Origin of the sequence: Nocardia vaccinii NBRC 15922 (assembly GCF_001613305.1) — a bacterium.
GTDB lineage: Bacteria > Actinomycetota > Actinomycetes > Mycobacteriales > Mycobacteriaceae > Nocardia > Nocardia vaccinii.
The window spans coordinates 271,818-289,584 of record NZ_BDCC01000007.1; the positions used below are offsets into that span (position 1 = coordinate 271,818).

The 17,767-nt window shown below is 67.8% G+C and carries 10 protein-coding genes and 1 pseudogene; 8 read left to right on the forward strand and 3 right to left on the reverse strand.

Features of this window, described 5'->3' with window-relative positions:
* Positions 1 to 614: 614 nt before the first annotated feature.
* The 4 genes and pseudogenes from NV1_RS03960 to NV1_RS03975 form a co-directional block, all read left to right on the forward strand.
* Positions 615 to 2,213: pseudogene (locus NV1_RS03960) on the forward strand (DNA polymerase III subunit gamma and tau); the annotation flags it as partial.
* 1,964 nt (positions 2,214 to 4,177) lie between these two features.
* Positions 4,178 to 5,389: an acetyl-CoA C-acetyltransferase gene (locus NV1_RS03965; RefSeq protein WP_067885523.1), complete on the forward strand. Its 1,212-nt coding sequence runs from the start codon at positions 4,178 to 4,180 to the stop codon at positions 5,387 to 5,389.
* A 111-nt stretch (positions 5,390 to 5,500) separates the two neighbouring features.
* Entirely contained in the window at positions 5,501 to 7,645 is a 2,145-nt protein-coding gene (locus NV1_RS03970) for a 3-hydroxyacyl-CoA dehydrogenase NAD-binding domain-containing protein (RefSeq protein WP_067885525.1), read from the forward strand.
* Positions 7,646 to 7,850: 205 nt separating this feature from the next.
* A complete protein-coding gene (locus NV1_RS03975) occupies positions 7,851 to 11,468 on the forward strand; it encodes a serine/threonine-protein kinase (protein ID WP_067885527.1) in 3,618 nt (1,205 codons plus the stop codon).
* 19 nt (positions 11,469 to 11,487) lie between these two features.
* Here the strand turns inward: NV1_RS03975 and NV1_RS03980 are convergent, their stop codons facing one another.
* Positions 11,488 to 12,807, reverse strand: a complete 1,320-nt coding sequence (locus NV1_RS03980; RefSeq protein WP_067885529.1) for a class I SAM-dependent methyltransferase — start codon at positions 12,805 to 12,807, stop codon at positions 11,488 to 11,490.
* Complete coding sequence (locus tag NV1_RS03985) at positions 12,804 to 14,234, reverse strand: FAD-binding oxidoreductase (RefSeq protein WP_067885531.1); 1,431 nt, start codon at positions 14,232 to 14,234, stop codon at positions 12,804 to 12,806. Before NV1_RS03985 ends, NV1_RS03980 begins: the two co-directional genes overlap by 4 nt.
* A 587-nt stretch (positions 14,235 to 14,821) precedes the next feature.
* Here NV1_RS03985 and NV1_RS03990 point away from each other — a divergent pair.
* Complete coding sequence (locus tag NV1_RS03990) at positions 14,822 to 15,256, forward strand: SRPBCC family protein (protein WP_067885826.1); 435 nt, start codon at positions 14,822 to 14,824, stop codon at positions 15,254 to 15,256.
* A 157-nt stretch (positions 15,257 to 15,413) separates the two neighbouring features.
* Here the strand turns inward: NV1_RS03990 and NV1_RS03995 are convergent, their stop codons facing one another.
* A complete protein-coding gene (locus tag NV1_RS03995) occupies positions 15,414 to 16,001 on the reverse strand; it encodes a hypothetical protein (protein WP_157116537.1) in 588 nt (195 codons plus the stop codon).
* Positions 16,002 to 16,124: 123 nt separating this feature from the next.
* On the opposite strand from NV1_RS03995, the gene NV1_RS04000 reads away from it, so the two are divergent.
* Genes NV1_RS04000 through NV1_RS04010 form a run of 3 tightly spaced genes read left to right on the forward strand, consistent with a single transcriptional unit; the run spans position 16,125 to position 17,766 of the window.
* Positions 16,125 to 16,460: a YbaB/EbfC family nucleoid-associated protein gene (locus NV1_RS04000; RefSeq protein WP_067885532.1), complete on the forward strand. Its 336-nt coding sequence runs from the start codon at positions 16,125 to 16,127 to the stop codon at positions 16,458 to 16,460.
* A 15-nt stretch (positions 16,461 to 16,475) separates the two neighbouring features.
* Complete coding sequence (gene recR, locus NV1_RS04005) at positions 16,476 to 17,084, forward strand: recombination mediator RecR (RefSeq protein ID WP_067885534.1); 609 nt, start codon at positions 16,476 to 16,478, stop codon at positions 17,082 to 17,084.
* 43 nt (positions 17,085 to 17,127) lie between these two features.
* The gene (locus tag NV1_RS04010; RefSeq protein ID WP_067885536.1) at positions 17,128 to 17,766 is read left to right on the forward strand and encodes a hypothetical protein; all 639 of its coding nucleotides are present in this window, start codon (positions 17,128 to 17,130) and stop codon (positions 17,764 to 17,766) included.
* Position 17,767: the final 1 nt, after the last annotated feature.

Below are 17,767 nucleotides of genomic sequence, written 5' to 3' on the forward strand. Positions count from 1 at the left end.
CCAACCTGATGAAGGTTTGGCTACCGAAGTTGCCGTGGTCCACGTTAGCCAGCCGATTGCCTCGAATGCCAATTGCTTTATGTGATCGTTATGTATGTGTTGCCCGACTAAAACAGATGTTCAGTCTGTTACCACGCGCCCGAACCGATTCGAGTCCAGCGATACGGCAGCAATTGATTGCATTTCGAATTTCTTCGCGGCGTCGTCCATCACACGCTTCCGCTCCCGGCCCCACGAACAAGCCGCAGGAATGCTGCGCATTTACGCTACGCACCAACCTCGACCGCTCCGCCGCGTGCGTGCCCGGCAGCGCAGCGCCTTCGGTCCCCTTTCCGCCCACCCGGCCACGTGGTATCGGCCGCCCAGGGCGAAGCCTCCCCGTCCCTCTCCGCCCGGCCCCTCCCCTCGCGGCCCAGCGGCGAACCGTCTCCGTCCCGCTCCCCACTCGAACCGACCATCTCGTTACGCGCCCAGCGGCGAATCGTCTCTGTCCCGCTGGTAGTCGCCCGCGAAGCGAAGGGTTCAACAACGCCAACCCCAAGGTTTTCGGCGCCTTACAGCGTCGAAAACCCGCCGGAGCGAAGCGGAGGCCAAAAACCCAGTACCCTCGGGCCGTGGCTCTGTACCGGAAGTACCGACCGGCAACATTCGCAGAGGTGGTGGGGCAGGAGCACGTCACCGAGCCCCTCAGTACCGCGCTGGACACCGGGCGGATCAGTCATGCCTATCTGTTCTCGGGTCCGCGCGGATGCGGTAAGACGTCCTCCGCGCGTATCCTCGCGCGCTCGCTCAACTGCGTCGAGGGGCCGACCTCCCGCCCGTGCGGGGTATGTGCGTCCTGTGTGGCGCTCGGGCCGGGCGGTCCGGGGAATTTGGACGTCATCGAACTCGACGCCGCAAGTCATGGCGGTGTGGACGACACTCGCGAGCTGCGCGACCGGGCCTTCTACGCGCCCGCCGAGTCGCGGTACCGGGTGTTCATCGTGGACGAGGCGCACATGGTCACCACGGCTGGGTTCAACGCCCTGCTCAAGATCGTGGAGGAGCCGCCCGCCCATCTGATCTTCGTCTTCGCCACCACCGAACCGGACAAGGTGTTGCCGACCATCCGCTCGCGCACCCATCACTACCCGTTCCGGCTGCTCCCGCCCGCGACCATGCGCGGGCTGCTCGGCACGATCTGCGAGCAGGAGGGCGTGGCGGTCGAGGAGGCGGTCTATCCGCTGGTCATCCGGGCCGGCGGCGGTTCCCCGCGCGACAGCTTGAGCGTGCTGGACCAGCTGTTGGCGGGGGCGGGGCCGGAGGGCGTGACCTATCCGCGGGCGCTGGCGTTGCTGGGCGTCACCGATATCGCGCTGATCGACGATGCGATCGAGGCGCTGGCCGTGGACGACGGTGCGGCCCTGTTCGGCACGGTGGATCGCGTGGTCGAGGCCGGACACGATCCGCGCCGGTTCGCCGGTGATCTGCTGGAGCGGATGCGCGATCTGATCCTGTTGCGCGCGGTTCCCGATGCCGCCGACCGCAATCTGGTCACCGGGCCGGGCGACGTCCTGGAGCGGATGCGGGATCAGGCCCAGCGGCTGGGCCCCGCGGCCCTGACCCGCTACGCCGAACTGCTGCACGAGGGCCTCGGCGAGATGCGCGGCGCGACCGCCCCCCGCCTGCTGCTCGAGGTCATCTGTGCCCGCATGCTCCTGCCGATCGCCTCGGATTCCGAATCCGCCACACTGCAACGACTCGAGCGCCTCGAACGTCAGGTGGCGAGCGGCGCGGTGGCCCCCGCGGCGAATGCGGCCGCACCGACCCGCGCCCCCGCGCCATCCGGCGAAGCCGAGCAGCCCCGCCAGGCGCCCGCGGAGCGCCCGCAGTCCGGCCCGCCCCGCCGCCGCGGTGCCGAGGCGCTGGCCGCGATCCGCGAAAACCGCTCGGGTGGAACGCAATCCGGGCCTCAGGCGGACTCAGCCGGCACGGCGGCAGTCCCGCCGACCGCCGAGCAACGTCCGCATCCGGCCCAGCGCGCCCAGTCGCCCGGACCGGAATCGCCTCGCTCCCAGCAGAATTCGGATCCTGCGGTGCATTCGTCCGCGGAGCCCGCGCCTGCCGGTGCGTCGAGGGTCGGTGAGACGTCGCCTGCCGATCGTCCGGCCGCGGCGCGGCCCGGCGACCCGCAGGTGGGGCCCACCTCTTCCAGCGTGGGGACGCCCGCGCGGTCCGCCCCCGAACAGCGTCAGTCGGTCGCCGACACGGCCGCGCAGCCGTCTGCCGGCGGCGATCAGGCGGAACGTGCGATCGCCTCGGCCGAGGAGTCCGCGCGAGCGGCAACCGAACCGCAGCGCGCTGATCCGGGTTCTCGGCGATCTCCGAGCGGGGATTCGGCGACCGCGTCCGCGACCGATGCACCCCGGGCCGGCGTCGGGTCGTCATCGGATCTGCCGATGGATGCGGGAACTACCGCGCAACAAGATGACTCGGTCCAACCGTCGTCGTCCGACCCGGCCGCGTTCGCCTTCGCCCCGGGCATCCGGGAGACCGAAGGCGATGCGCCGCAGCGTGATTCGGTGACGACCGCGTCGCCCGGCCCGAGCTCGCCGGCACCCGATGACGCCCGTCCGCCGACAGCCGGCGAATCGTCCGATGCCGCGTCGCGGACGGCCCGGTCCGACGCCGCCGCGCAGGCTGCGCAGCCGTCCCGTGTGCCGGAGGGCGAGTACGCGACCGACTCGGCATCGCCGGAGGCAGGTGCTCCGGCGGCCGACTCCCGCGCGGGTGCGAGGTCCCCGGACTCGACTGTGTCGGCATCCGGGGCCGAGGTGGCTCGGGATGCGTCGTCCGCCGGGGAACCGGCTGCGCGGCACCGGGACGCGTCGGCAGGCAGTGCCTCTGCGCTGGAGCAGTCGCGGGATTCTGCGGCTCCGGCATCCGGACCCGCCGGTGTTCCGCCCGCTCCCGACCCGGCGGCTGCCGGCGATTACAGCGCTTCCGGCCGGGCATCGACGGGCGAGACCGTTTCCGGCGCCGCGGATTCCGAGTACTCGCCGAGCGGCGACGAAGCGGCCGGTTCGCGCGACGTCGCCGAAGCCGTTGTGCCGCAGGACGAGTGTCCCGGCGCTGCCGAGGGAGCGTCCGGTGGCGACGCGCTGCGCGAGGTCGAGGCGGCTTGGCTCGATATCCGTGCCAAGGTGCGGGAATTCGGTGCGGCCGTGCACGCGCTGCTTTCGGGCGCCTCGGTGGCGCGGCTCGAGGGGGAGACGGTCGTGCTGGCTCATCAGCACGCGCCGCTGGCGCAGCGGTTGGCGAATCCGAAATATGTCGAGGCGGTGCAGTCCGCGATCCATGCCGTGCTCGGGCGGCGCTACGAGGTGCGCTGGGAGGTTGCGGGGGCCTCGCCCGGTGGTGCGCGGCCGGAGCCGCCCGCCCGGCCGCAGCCCGCTTCCGGGCGAGGTGGTCCGGCGCGTTCGGCCGAGCCGCCGAAATTCACCCGGCCCAGCCAGGCCCGGGGCGCGACGTCCGAGACCGGTGCGGCATCGCGCGCGCAGCGACCGACGGGCGGGGGTTCGGGCGAGCGGTCCGGTGGTTCGGTGAATCGCGCCACGCCCGCGAGCGATGCTTCGGCGCCGCCCGATGACGATATTCCGCTGCCGGACGGGCCCGATCTCCCCGACGACCCGGGCCTCGGGGACTACTCGCCGGTAGGTTATGACGGTGTCCCACCTGCGTCGACACCCGAGGAGGAGCGGGAGATGCTCGCCGAGTCGGCGCACCCGGTCCCGCAGCAGGATCGTCGCGACCCCGATGAGGTGGCCTTGGAGCTGTTGAGCGCCGAGTTGGGCGCGACGCGGCTGGAGGCTTGACAGACACCCTCCCGACGGCCTTAAGTTAACCGGAGTTCGCATCCGGCTGTACTATGAACGGGTGGTCGTCAGCATCGACGCTCCGAGGTTCTATGGTATGCCCAGGTGTACGGGCCGCCCGGGAGTCAGTGGGGCCGATGCGTGCCGACGTTTGTACAGCGTTATACGACGGAACCGGGACATGGCCTGCGTGCGAACGCAGGGTCCCGGGAGCGTCGCGTGACAACTGCCAGCGGTCGGTCGCAGGGCCGGTCGGCGAGGTTACCTGCAGCGATGCCGCACTGTGCGGTATCGGGGCACCGTAAGGAAGGAAAAACTCCGTTATGACCACAGAGGCCTACATTTTCGAGGCCATCCGCACCCCGCGTGGCCGCAACAAGAAGGGCTCGCTGCACTCGGTCAAGCCGATCGATCTCACGACCGGTCTGGTGAAGGAGCTGCGCAACCGCTTCCCGAACCTCGACGAGGACCGGATCTCGGACATCATCCTGGGTGTGGTCTCGCCGATCGGTGACCAGGGCGCCGATATCGCCCGCACCACCGTGCTCACCGCCGGCCTGCCCGACACCGTCGGCGGCATCCAGATCAACCGCTTCTGCGCGTCCGGCCTCGAGGCCGTCAACCTGGCCGCCCAGAAGGTCCGCTCCGGCTTCGACGACATCGTCATCGCCGGTGGCGTCGAGTCGATGTCCCGCGTGCCGATGGGCTCGGACGGCGGCGCGCTGTTCGCCGACCCGATCACCGCCTACGACAACTACATCGCCCCGCAGGGCATCGGCGCCGACCTGATCGCGACCATCGAGGGCTTCTCCCGCGAGGACGTCGACGCCTACGCGGTGCGGTCCCAGGAGCGCGCGGCCGCGGCCTGGACCGGCGGCTACTTCGCCAAGTCGGTCGTGCCGGTCAAGGACATCAACGGCCTGACCGTGCTGGACCGCGACGAGCACATGCGTCCCGGCACCACCGTCGAGGACCTGGCCAAGCTCAAGCCCTCCTTCGCCACGATCGGTGAGATGGGCGGCTTCGACGCGGTGGCGCTGCAGAAGTACCACTACGTGGAGAAGATCAATCACGTGCACCACGGCGGCAACAGCTCGGGCATCGTCGACGGCGCCGCGGTGGTGCTGGTCGGGTCCGAGGAGGCCGGTAAGGCCTCGGGTCTGACTCCGCGCGCCCGCATCGTCGCCACCGCCACCTCGGGCGCCGATGCCACCATCATGCTGACCGGTCCGACCCCGGCCGCGCGCAAGGCTCTCGCCAAGGCGGGCCTGAGCGTGGAGGACATCGACCTGTACGAGCTCAACGAGGCCTTCGCGTCGGTCGTGCTGAAGTTCCAGAAGGACCTGAACATCCCGGACGAGAAGCTGAATGTCAACGGTGGCGCCATCGCCATGGGTCACCCGCTGGGCGCCACCGGCGCGATGATCACCGGCACCATGGTCGACGAGCTGGAGCGCCGCAACGCCCGCTACGCCCTGGTGACCCTGTGCATCGGCGGCGGCATGGGCGTGGCCACCATCATCGAGCGCGTCTAACCCGACCGCGGCGCGCACCGGCGGGCCGAAGGAGACAGCTTCCGTAACCACGTAGGCCCTCGCCAAGCGCCGCCATTCAATTCAGACTTCCTTCAGGAGAACTCTAAAACTATGACCGACAACATGATTGCGTGGGAGAAGGACGCCGACGGCATCGTCGTGCTGACCATGGACGACCCGAACCAGGGCGCCAACACGATGAACGAGCTCTACAAGACCTCGATGTCGGCCACCGTGGACCGGCTCGAGGCGGAGAAGGACGACATCACCGGTGTCGTCATCACCTCGGCGAAGAAGACCTTCTTCGCCGGTGGCGACCTCAAGAACATGATGCAGACCGGCCCGGACGACGCGCCCGCCATCATGGAGGAGCTCACCGTCATCAAGGGTGCGCTGCGTCGGCTGGAGCAGCTCGGCAAGCCGGTCGTGTCCGCGATCAACGGCGCCGCCCTGGGCGGCGGCCTGGAGATCACCCTGGCCACCCACCACCGCATCGCGGCCGACGTCAAGGGCCTCAAGCTCGGCCTGCCCGAGGTGAAGCTGGGTCTGCTGCCCGCCGGCGGTGGTGTCACCCGCACCGTGCGCAAGTTCGGCCTGCAGACCGCTCTGCTGCAGATCCTGTTGCAGGGCAACGAGTTCGACGCGAACAAGGCCAAGGGCATCGGCCTGGTCGACGAGGTCGTCGGCACCGTCGAGGAGCTGATTCCGGCCGCCAAGGCGTGGATCAAGGCCAACCCGGACAAGGGTGTGCAGCCCTGGGACGTGAAGGGTTACAAGATCCCCGGCGGCACCCCGTCCAGCCCCGCGCTGGCCGCCAACCTGCCGGCCTTCCCGGCCAACCTGCGCAAGCAGCTCAAGGGCGCGAACATGCCGGCCCCGAAGAACATCCTGGCCGCCGCGATCGAGGGCGCGCAGGTCGACTTCGACAACGCCTCGCTGATCGAGTCGCGCTACTTCATCAACCTGCTGACCGGCCCGGTCGCGAAGAACATGATCCAGGCGTTCTTCTTCGACCTGCAGTCGATCAACAACGGCGGTTCGCGGCCGAAGGACGTGCCCAAGCGCGAGATCAAGAAGGTCGGCGTGCTCGGCGCGGGCATGATGGGCGCGGGCATCGCGTACGTCTCCGCCAAGGCGGGTTACCAGGTCGTGCTGAAGGACGTCTCGATCGAGGCGGCCGAGCGCGGCAAGGGCTACTCGGAGAAGCTCGAGGCCAAGGCTCTCTCGCGCGGCAAGACCACCGAGGAGAAGTCCAAGGCGCTGCTGGATCGCATCCAGCCGACCGCGGATGCCAAGGATCTGGCGGGCGTCGACTTCGTGATCGAGGCCGTCTTCGAGAACACCGAGCTCAAGCACAAGGTGTTCCAGGAGATCGAGGACATCGTCGAGCCCGACGCGCTGCTGGGCTCGAACACCTCGACGCTGCCGATCACCGGCCTGGCCTCGGGCGTCAAGCGCGAGCAGGACTTCATCGGCATCCACTTCTTCTCCCCGGTCGACAAGATGCCGCTGGTCGAGATCATCCGCGGCGAGAAGACCTCGGACGAGGCGCTGGCCCGGGTGTTCGACTACACCCTCGCGATCCGCAAGACCCCGATCGTGGTCAACGACAGCCGCGGCTTCTTCACCTCGCGCGTGATCGGCACGTTCGTCAATGAGGCGATCGCGATGCTGCTCGAGGGCGTCGAGCCGCAGACCATCGAGCAGGCCGGTCTGCAGGCCGGTTACCCGGCGGCGCCGCTGCAGCTGTCGGACGAGCTGAACATGAAGCTCATGCAGAAGATCGCCAAGGAGACCCTGGAAGCGGCCCAGGCCGGCGACACCACCCTGGGCGTCACCCGGCACCCGGCGCAGGACGTCATCGACTACATGGTCGGCGAGGGTCGGCCGGGCCGGCTGGAGAAGGCCGGCTTCTACGAGTACGACGAGGACGGCAAGCGCCTGGGTCTGTGGAACGGGCTGCGCGAGCACTTCAAGACCAGCACCGAGGACAAGGGTCCTTTCCAGGACCTGATCGACCGGATGCTGTTCGCCGAGGCCATCGAGACCCAGAAGTGTTTCGACGAGGGTGTGCTGACCACCACCGCGGACGCGAACATCGGTTCGATCTTCGGTATCGGGTTCCCGGCCTGGACCGGTGGTGTGCACCAGTTCATCGTCGGCTACCCGGGTGGACAGCAGGCCTTCGTGGCCCGCGCCGACGAGCTGGCCGCCAAGTACGGCGACCGCTTCCAGGTGCCCGCCTCGCTGCGCTGATCAGGTGAGTTCCGGCGGTGACAGTCGCCGGAGTCGCTGCCACGGCCCGGACCTCCGCTGATGCGGAGGACCGGGCCGTCGGTGCATGCGGGTAAGCCCGTTGCCGTGGTGTGTGTTTGGGTGGGGCGCGCGCGGGGTGGAATTGCGGACACGCGACGCTCGGGCGAGCTACGTTGGACTCAGCGGAGACATCGAGGACGGTCCTATGAATGCACGCGGGGACAGGGTCCGCGGCACCTCCTCGGAGTCGGACACACAGCGGTATCAGCCGGTGGATATCCCTGAGGAGCTGCAAGCCATCGGCTTGTTCGACGCCGAGGAGATCGGCCGCGGGGGCTTCGGGGTGGTATATCGCTGTGTCCAGAAGGCGTTGAGCCGCACCGTCGCGGTGAAGGTGCTGTCCTCGGAGATCGATTCGGAGAGCCGCGAACGCTTTCTGCGCGAGGAACATGCCATGGGCCGGTTGTCCGGCCATCCCAATATCGTCGACGTACTGCAGGTGGACGTCACCGCCAGCGGGATGCCGTGCCTGGTGATGCCGTACACCGCGCACGGTTCGCTCGAACAGCTCGTGCGCGACAACGGACCGCTGAGCTGGGCGGACGCCCTGCGCGTCGGGGTGAAGCTGGCCGGGGCGATCGAGAGTGCGCACCGGGTGCAGGTGCTGCATCGCGATGTGAAACCCGCGAATGTGCTGCTGAGTCGCTACGGCGAACCACAGCTGACCGATTTCGGCATCGCCCGGATTCCGGGCGGTTTCCGGACCTCCACCGCCATGATCACCGGCTCGCCCGCATTCACCGCACCCGAGGTGCTCAAGGGCGGCGAGGCCACGGTGCGCTCGGACGTCTACGGCCTGGGTGCGACATTGTTCGCGCTGCTGACCGGGCATGCGGCGTACGAGCGGCAGTCCGGGGAGAGGGTCGTGGCGCAGTTCCTGCGGATCACCACTCAACCCGTGCCGGATCTGCGCGAGCAGGACATCCCCGCCGATGTGGCCGCCGCGATCGAGCGGGCCATGTCGACGGATCCGGCCGAACGTCCGGCCTCGGCGCTGGAGTTCGGCGAATTGCTGCGCGCGGTACAGCGCGACCACGGACTGCCGCCCGACGAGATGGCGCTGCTGGAGCCGGGCCCCGAACCGAACCAGCCGGGGGCGCTGGAGAATTCGCCCTCGGGCACCGGTGTGCTGTCGAGTGGCCCGCGTACCGCGCTGACCGTCCGCTCGGACGGGTCGCCGAACCCGCTCGGAGCGTTACCGCCGACTGCCGCAACGAAATTCCGGCCGCCGAAGCCCACTCGCCAACCGGTCTCGCGGCCGCGTCTGCTGGATATCCTGCGGGCGGGTGGTCGACGTCGGCTGGCGATCATCCACGGCCCGGCCGGGTTCGGTAAGAGCACCCTGGCCGCGCAGTGGCAGGCGGAACTGGCCGAGCACGGAAATGCGGTGGCGTGGATCGGTATCGATCGCGACGACGACAACGAGGTGTGGCTGCTCGCCCATCTCGTGCGCGCGATCCGGCGGGTGTGCCCGGATATCGGAGCGGGTCTGGAGCACGTGCTCGAGGAGCGGTCCGAAGAAGCGGTGCCGTACGCCATCTCGACGCTGATCGATGAGATCCACGCCGGAGGACGGACCGTCGTGGTCGTCATCGAGGATTGGCATCGGATCACCGACACCGGTGCGCAACGTGCGATGGATACGTTGCTGGACAACGGATGTCATCATCTGCGGTTCGTGATCACCACGCGTGAGCGGTCCGGTCTGCCGCTGAGTCGCCTGCGGGTGCGTGACGAACTGGTCGAGATCGGTACCGCCGAGCTGCGCCTCACGCAGGCCGAGATACGACGGATCCTGGTGGAGCGCAACGGCTTCGAGCTGACCGATGCGCAGTTGGAGCGGATCGGCCAGGCCACCGACGGCTGGCCCGCGGCGATCGCGCTGGTGAGTCTGTCGCTGCGGGCTCGGGCGCAGGCGGCGGACAAGGGCGAGGCGGCGCCCGCGGTGTCCGAGGTGGACACCGATCAGCTGATCGGAACTCTGTCCGAACGCAACGAGCCGATCGGCGAATACCTGGCCGAGAACGTCCTGGACACCCTCGAACCCCGCATGCTGACCTTCCTGATGTCCCTGTCGGCGACCGAGCGGGTGTGCGGCTCACTGGCCGCCGCGGTCAGCGATGATGCCGATGCCGAGCAACTGCTCGAAGAGGCATGCCGCCGTGAGCTGTTCGTGCGGCGCCTGGATCACGACCCCGGCTGGTTCCGATTGCAGCCCCTGTTCGCCGAACAACTGCGCACCCGCCTCGAGCGTGAATCGCCCGGTGCGTCGAAAGTGCTGCACCGCAAGGCTTCTCGCTGGTACGCCGAACATCAGCTGCTGCGCAAGTCGGTGGATCACGCCCTGGCCGCGACCGATCTGAAGTTGGCGCTGGATCTGCTCGAGGGCGGCGGGATGGATCTGATCGACACCTCGAAACTGGCCACCCTGCTCGGTACGGTCTCCAAACTCCCGGTGCAGCAGGTCGCGACGCGGTCGAAGCTGATGCTGGCGCTGGCGCGAGCCAATATCAATCTGGAGCAGTCCAGTGCCGCGCGCACCGCCCTGGGCCGGGTGAGCAGCATGTTGGCCCGCACCTCGCCCGGCGACGCCGATGCCGTGCGTCAGCAGTGCGAGGCGGATGTGCTCGCCGCCGCCGACATGGTCGCCCGCGACCACACCGACGGTGTGGCGGAACGGGTTTCGGAAACCTTGGCCGCCGCCGGTGACCTGCCCGCCTGGACCGTGTCGACCGCGGCGAACCTGATGTCGTATGTGCGTCTGTGCGATTTCGACTTCGACGGCGCACGCGAGATGCAGGAATGGGCGGCCCCGTACCACGCACGATCCAAGGAACCGCTGGGCGAGGTGCTCGGATTGTTGAATCTCGGTGCGGCAGCTTACGAGCAACTCGATATCGCCACGGCCGCGCGGTGTTGCGAGCGGGCGTGGCAGGTCGCGCGGGATCGCTCGGGGCCGCGTTCACATGCGGTGCGCGCGGCCTCCGCACTGCTGGGTGAGGTGAAGTACCGGGGCGGAGACCTCGACGCGGCGGATGAACTGCTCGACGAGAGTCATCGATTGGTCACGCGGGTGGGACCGGCGGACTTCATGATCAGCACGTTCGTGGTGGGCGCGCGGGTGAAGTCCGCCCGCGGCGATATGCAGACCGCGGTCGCACGTCTGGCCGAGGGGGCCCGGTTCGGCGCCGACCGCCGACTGCCCCGGCTGTCCGCGCACATCCGCGCGGAACAGTTGCGGCTCGGCCTGGCCCTGGATGCGCCGATCCCGGTGGGGGATCCGGGATTGCGGCCGATGCGGCACGTCAGCGGAACCGCCGCGCTGACCGCCGAGGCCGAGGAGATCGCCGCGGTGCGGGGACTGCTGGCACGCAGCGCCGCACACGGTGGCCTCGATCCCGCGCGAGGATACGACCCGTACTTCGGCAGCGCCGAATTCGCCCCGCTCGGCGTCGACGATTCGGCCGTCAAGCGCGCTCGCTCGCTCTACAGCCGGATCGCCGAACAGCACCGTCCCCGTGCGCAATTGGATACGGCGCTACTGCTGGCCGAATGCCTCGCGGTCGCGGGCTGGACCGGCGAAGCCATCGTCATCCTCACTCCGGCTGTGGTCCGCTGCGCCGAATTGGGCTGGCGCAGAACGCTTCTGGACGCGGGACCGGGAGTGCTCTCGCTCCTGCACGCCATGCGCAATGAAATGCTCTTGGGCACAGAATATTCCGAGTTCACCGAGGAGACCCATCGTTTCCTCGACAGTATTTGACCGCCTCCGCCTCGGAGGACTACGCCTTCCACCAGGGACGCAGCGGGACGTCCCAGGTTTCGTTCGGGCCCAGCTTCATGCCGAGGACCTGGTGCAACTGAACGACGTTGCGCTCGAAGCCGAGCCGGCTGCCGGCCATGTACAGGCCCCAGACCTTCGCGGTGCCCTCGCCGACCTCCGCGACGCAGGCATCCCAGTTGGCGACCAGATTCTTGCACCATTCGGCGAGAGTCAGCGCGTAGTGCGGGCGCAGATTCTCCTCGTGCAGTACTTCCAGTCCGGTGTTCTGGATATCGGAGATGATGCGGCCCGAACCGATCAGCTCACCGTCGGGGAAGACGTAGCGGTCGATGAAATCGCCGGCCCGCGTGGTGCGGGTGTTGTCCGGGCGAGTGATGGTGTGGTTCAGGAACAGCCCGCCGTCACGCAGCTTGCTCTTGATGAAACCGAAGTACGACGGGTAGTTCTGCACGCCGATGTGTTCGGTCAGGCCGATCGAGGACAGCGCGTCGAAATCGGTTTCGCGCACGTCGCGGTAATCGGAGTGGCGCACCTCGGCCAGATCCGACAGCCCCTCTTCGGCGACCTTGCGCTGACCCCATTCGGCCTGCTCGGCGGACAGCGTCGCGCCGATCACCCGCACGCCGCGCTTGGCGGCGTAACGCACCATTCCGCCCCAGCCGCAACCGATGTCGAGCAACCGGTCGCCCGGCTTCAGGTTCAATTTGTCGAAGACCAAGCGGTACTTGTTCTCCTGCGCCTGCTCGAGCGTCTTGTTCTCGTCCTCGTAGCACGCGCAGGTGTACGTCATGGACGGGCCGAGGACGTATTCGTAGAAGGTGTTGGAGACGTCGTAGTGGTGGTGGATCGACTCCGCGTCGCGCGTCTTGGAGTGCCGCAGCCCCTCCAGTGCGATGCGACGCCAGCGCGGCACGGTCTCCTGCGGTGGCGGCGCGATCGGCTTGAGCGCATCCCAGCCGAGCGACCGCGCGATGGTGACCAGCGCCAGCGCCGAGGGGCGCCGGAACTTCAGTTCGCCCATGGCGCGCAGGATCTCGTACGGGTCGCCGGGGTGGATGCCGTCGGCGGTCATATCACCGGCGATGTACGCGCGGGCCATGCCGAGATCGCCGGGCGCGGTGGCGATGTAGTTGATTCCGCGCGGATTGCGGATCTCGAGACCGAATTTCGAATCCTCCGGCCCGGTGCTGCTGCCGTCGTGGGCGGAGAAGCGGATCGGGACCTCGCCGTCCACCAAGGTTTCGAAGATCTCGGCAATGCTGAGCTTTGTCCCCAGCTCAGCGAGTAGAACGGACGGGTTGTCTCTGAATGTGGTCATTTGCGTTGCACCGCCTTCGAATACAAGTCCAGCAAACGCTGATCTGGGTCATATCGCTTCTTGAGTTCGGTGTAGACGTCGCCACCGTAGAGTTCGGCGAACTCGTCCTCACCGTAGTAGGAATCCGAGTACAGCGACTTGTGGCCGTCCAGTTCGGAGACCTTGTTCTCGATGGCGCGATTGGCCGCGCCATCGGGCCGGCCGGGAACGGTCGGCACGGCGGACCAGAATCCCACGTTGACGTAGGCGCGGCCGGGCTCGAGCGGATACAGCGGCCACGGCCGGGAGGCGGATTCGCCCTCCCGCAGACGTAGCGGGCACAACCAGAGCGGCTCGATGGGGATCTCGTCCAGGAACCATTGCACGAATTCCGCGGTGCGTTCGATGGGCACCTCGATATCCTGCACCACCCGCTCCTGCGGCGGATTGCCTTTGCGCGCCTCGAGTTTGTCGGCGACATGGTATTTGTGATCCAGCGCGATCAGCTTCCAGTAGAAGCTGGACCGGCGATACCGCTTGGGCCACATCCGGCGGATGCGCGGATTCTGCGTGCCGAACGCGCGCGAGCACCAGAACCAGTCGGTGTCCCAGCGCCAGATGTAATCGTGAATGGTCAGCCGGTCGCGTTTGGGGCGATCCGAATCGTGCTGGATGGAACGGTAGAAGATATCCATCCCGGTGTAGTCGCTGACCGGGCCGGGTTCGTCGGTCTGACGGCCCAGGACCAGATAGCTCTCCCGCGCGGTGAATACGGCGCCGTCGAGATAGTCGACTCGCTCGCCGTCGTAGGACCCGTCGGCGATGATTCGCGCCATCGTGGCCTGGAGGTCGGTCAGATCGTGGAATCGCACGTGCCGCAGCGCGACATAGGGCGGCACGGATTCCAGCTCGATCTTCAGTCGCGTTGAATAACCCAGCGTCCCATAGGAATTGGGGAATCCGCGGAACAGGTCCGCGTATTCGCCGTCGGGTGTCGCGGTGATGATCTCGCCCGCGCCGGTCAGCACGTCGATCTCCAGGACCGATTCGTGCGGTAGGCCGCTGCGGAAAGAGGTGGACTCGATGCCCAGGCCGGTCACCGCGCCACCCAGGGTGATCGTCTTGAGTTGCGGCACCACCAGCGGGACCAGCCCGTACGGCAGGGTCGCGGCCACCAGGTCCTCGTAGGTGGTCATTCCGGCGACGTCGGCCGTCTTGGCCGCCGGGTCGACGGAGATCACCTGTGTCAGACCGGAGACGTCCAATCCGGGCGCGTCGGACTTGGCCCTCGCCCGGAACAGATTCGAGGTCTTCTTGGCCAGCCGGACGTTCGCGTCCCGGGGGATCGCGCGGTAGCTGGCGAGCAGACGATCGACTCCCGCCCGGTGTGCGGCAAAACCTGACTCGCGTGCGGCCGGAGCGCGCCCGGCCTTCCTCAACAGACTCACTGCCACACCCAGACGCTATCGCGCAAGGGGGCACGGGGCCACCGGGAGGGTGCCCGCGATCCGGATTTCTTTTCCGGCCCTCGCATTGCGTCGATGTTGCTCGCCCGATTCGCCCGTCGCGGCGTATGCACTGGTAGTCGGGATGGTTTCGGCCGGAAACAATTGGCGAGCCGATGCACCGAGTCGCGTGCGGCTCCGGCGTCGCGACGCGCGGCGGAATTGGGACAGTGATCACAGCCGAGGCGGAAATACCGAGCTACGAGGCGTATGCGGAGAATGCGTTCCGAATCTTTCGGACGATGACGCGCCGTCCGGATGCCACGCGGATGCTCGCGGCCTTCCGCCGCCCCGCTGTGGCCCTCGTTCCGGCCCGAACGCCCTCTCGATGACGGATGTCCGGTTTGCTGGGCCGACCGGGGGTTGAGCGGATCGGCGCGCCGGTCCGATTCGCCGCCGTGCCGGCAAGCCTCCGGCGGTCGCCGCTTTAGGGGCGATTCGAGCAGCTTCGATACTCCGGCGCGGGTCGATTGCGGCGTAGCATGTCTCGGCGGCAGTCGCCTCCGCGGACTCGAATGAAGGAGCTCATTGTGGGACAGGTCAGTGCATCCAGTTCGATCGTCGTTCCGGCGGATCCACAGCGCACGCTCGACGCGATCGCGGATTACGAGACGGTCCGTCCGCGCATCCTGACCTCGAACTACCACGACTACAAGGTGATCGAGGGCGGTAAGGGCGCCGGAACCGTGGTCGACTGGACCCTCCAGGCCACCCAGAAGCGTTCCCGCAACGTACATGCCACGATCTCGGTCTCCGATTCCATGGTGACCGAACGGGATTCGAATTCGACCATGGTGACGACCTGGACCGTGACGCCCTCGGGCTCGGGCTCGCTGGTCACCGTCCGCACGAGCTGGAAGGGTGCGGGCGGCGTCCCCGGATTCTTCGAGGGCATCTTCGCGCCGTTGGGGCTGAAGAAGATTCAGGCCCAGGTGCTGGAAAACCTCAAGACCGAGCTGAGCTGAGCTGAGTTTTCGGCCTCCGCTCCGCTCCGGCGGGTTCGCGGCGCTGTAAGGCTCACCGCCCGGCCCGTGTCGGGCACTCGTTCCTCGCACCCGCCACGCGTCCGGGCGGCAAGCCCGCGCCGCAAACGGGTGTCGGCGGTGTCCGGGGTGGGCGGTGTCAGGGGTAGGTGAGTACGAAGGTGAGTAGCAGCGTGGTCTGGAAATGGCCGCGCCACCACGAGTAGCCGAACCAGACGTTCGGGGTCACCTCGCGGATCTCGTCCAGGATCTGCGGGGTGATGGACGGGCCGTAGTCCAGGAGCCAGGCCGGGCGGTGGTCGGTGATCGCCGCGCCGGAATAGACGTTGGCGGGCCAGCCCGGGATGTTCGCGCCGGTGACGCGGTTCATCAGCGTGCCGCCGTCGGGGCCGGTGTAGAAAGTCTTGCCGATCCAGAACGGCGGTGCGACGACCTGCATGAACTGCGGGCTGGTGACCCAGCCGTCGGTCACGCCGTGGGGTGCGTCGCCGCGCTGGGCGGTGGCGAAAATCTGGACCTGCTGTTGAATCGAACATCTGTTGCGCAGTGAATCCACCGTCGCCGCAGGGTCGTTCGGGTAGAGCACGCAGTCGCCGCCGTAGCTGGTGTCGGCGTGTGCGACGGGCGTCGCGACCGTCACCGGAACCACGGCCATCACCGCAGCCAAGCCCGCCGGGGCCAGGAACTGTGCCAGGGATGCGCGTAAACGCCCACCGGTCATCCGCATCGCTACCTCCACCAGTACGCCCGACCATGTCGATGGTAAGTGGCTATCGCCATGCCGGTAGGGCCGTAGACCGAACCGTGACTACGCTGGAGCGCACTTACTCCCGCCAGAGAGGACAACCCCGTGCAACCCGGTGAACAGGTCGATATGCAGGCGTTGCTCGCGCAGGCACAGCAGATGCAGCAGGCCGTGATGGCCGCCCAGGAGGAGATCGCGGCGGCCGAGGTGGCCGGCGAGGCCGGTGGCGGTCTGGTCAAGGTGACGATCAAGGCGAGCGGCGAGGTGACCTCGCTGCAGATCGACCCCAAGGTGGTGGACCCCGAAGACGTCGAGACCTTGCAGGATCTGCTCGTCGGTGCGCTCAATGCGGCGATGGCCAACGCGCAGCAGCTGGCCGCGGAGAAGCTGGGGCCGCTGGCCGGCGGGATGGGCGGCGGCATGCCCGGTCTGCCGTTCTGACGGGAGACGACGCAGGTGTACGAGGGTCCGGTTCAGGATCTGATCGATGAGCTGGGCAAACTGCCCGGCGTCGGTCCGAAGAGCGCGCAGCGCATAGCATTTCATCTGCTGTCGGTGGAGCCGCCGGAGATCGACCGGTTGCAGGCCGCATTGCAGAAAGTGCGCGATGGGGTGCGGTTCTGCTCCATCTGCGGCACCGTCTCCGAGGGGGAGCTGTGCCGTATCTGCGCCGATCCGCGCCGCGACCGCACGATGATCTGCGTGGTCGAGGAGCCCAAGGACGTGCAGGCGATCGAGCGCACCCGGGAATTCCGCGGCCGCTACCACGTGCTCGGGGGTGCGCTCGATCCGCTGTCCGGTATCGGGCCCGATCAGTTGCGCATTCGGGAACTGTTGTCGCGCATCGGAAATCAGGCCGACGGCGTGGACGTCTCCGAGGTGATCATCGCCACCGATCCGAATACCGAGGGTGAGGCGACGGCCACCTACCTGGTGCGCATGATGCGCGATTTCCCGGGTCTGTCCGTGACGCGGCTGGCTTCGGGACTGCCGATGGGCGGGGATCTGGAATTCGCCGATGAGCTCACCCTCGGCCGCGCGCTGTCCGGGCGGCGCGCGCTCTGATGCCGGAGCGTCGCCCGGCATCGGACCGGTTAGCCTGGCCGACGTGAGCTATGACCACATCCTGCTGCCGTCCGGCGCCGCGTCCACGCCTGCCGAGGCCGACGCCTACCTGACCGCCCAGCAGGGCAAGCCGGAATCCGAGGTGGCGGCGTGGATCGCCGCCGAGGTGAATCGGCGCAACGAGGAACTGCCCGAACAGGACAGTTTCCTGAGCGTTGCGCCGGTCGAAGCGCACGGCGGCGCACTGCATGTGGCCAGTCCGTACGATGCCATCGGGCATGTGCGCGCACTGCTGTTCGAACTGGCCACCCCGCGCGACTACGCGGTGTACGACCCGCAGCTGGCCTGGTTGATCGATCCCGCCGGGCACGTCCCGGTGACCGTCACGCACGGTGGTGCGGGAGAATTCCCTTATCTGACCGAAACCCTTGTCCACCAATGGGTTCCGACGCTATCGGATCCGGGCCCCTATCTCATCGTGGAACGCGAGCCCGAGGTCTACATCCAGACCTTCCGCGACGACGAGAACAGCTACATCCTCGAATACCGAGACGGGTCCCCGAACGAGCACTTCGGGACCCGCCTGACCGAACCCGACCGCGTCGCGGACCTCATCTGGGACTGGACCACCGGTGATCATGCCCGCCTCGAGAAACTCACCTGGGACAAAGTCGATCTCTGAG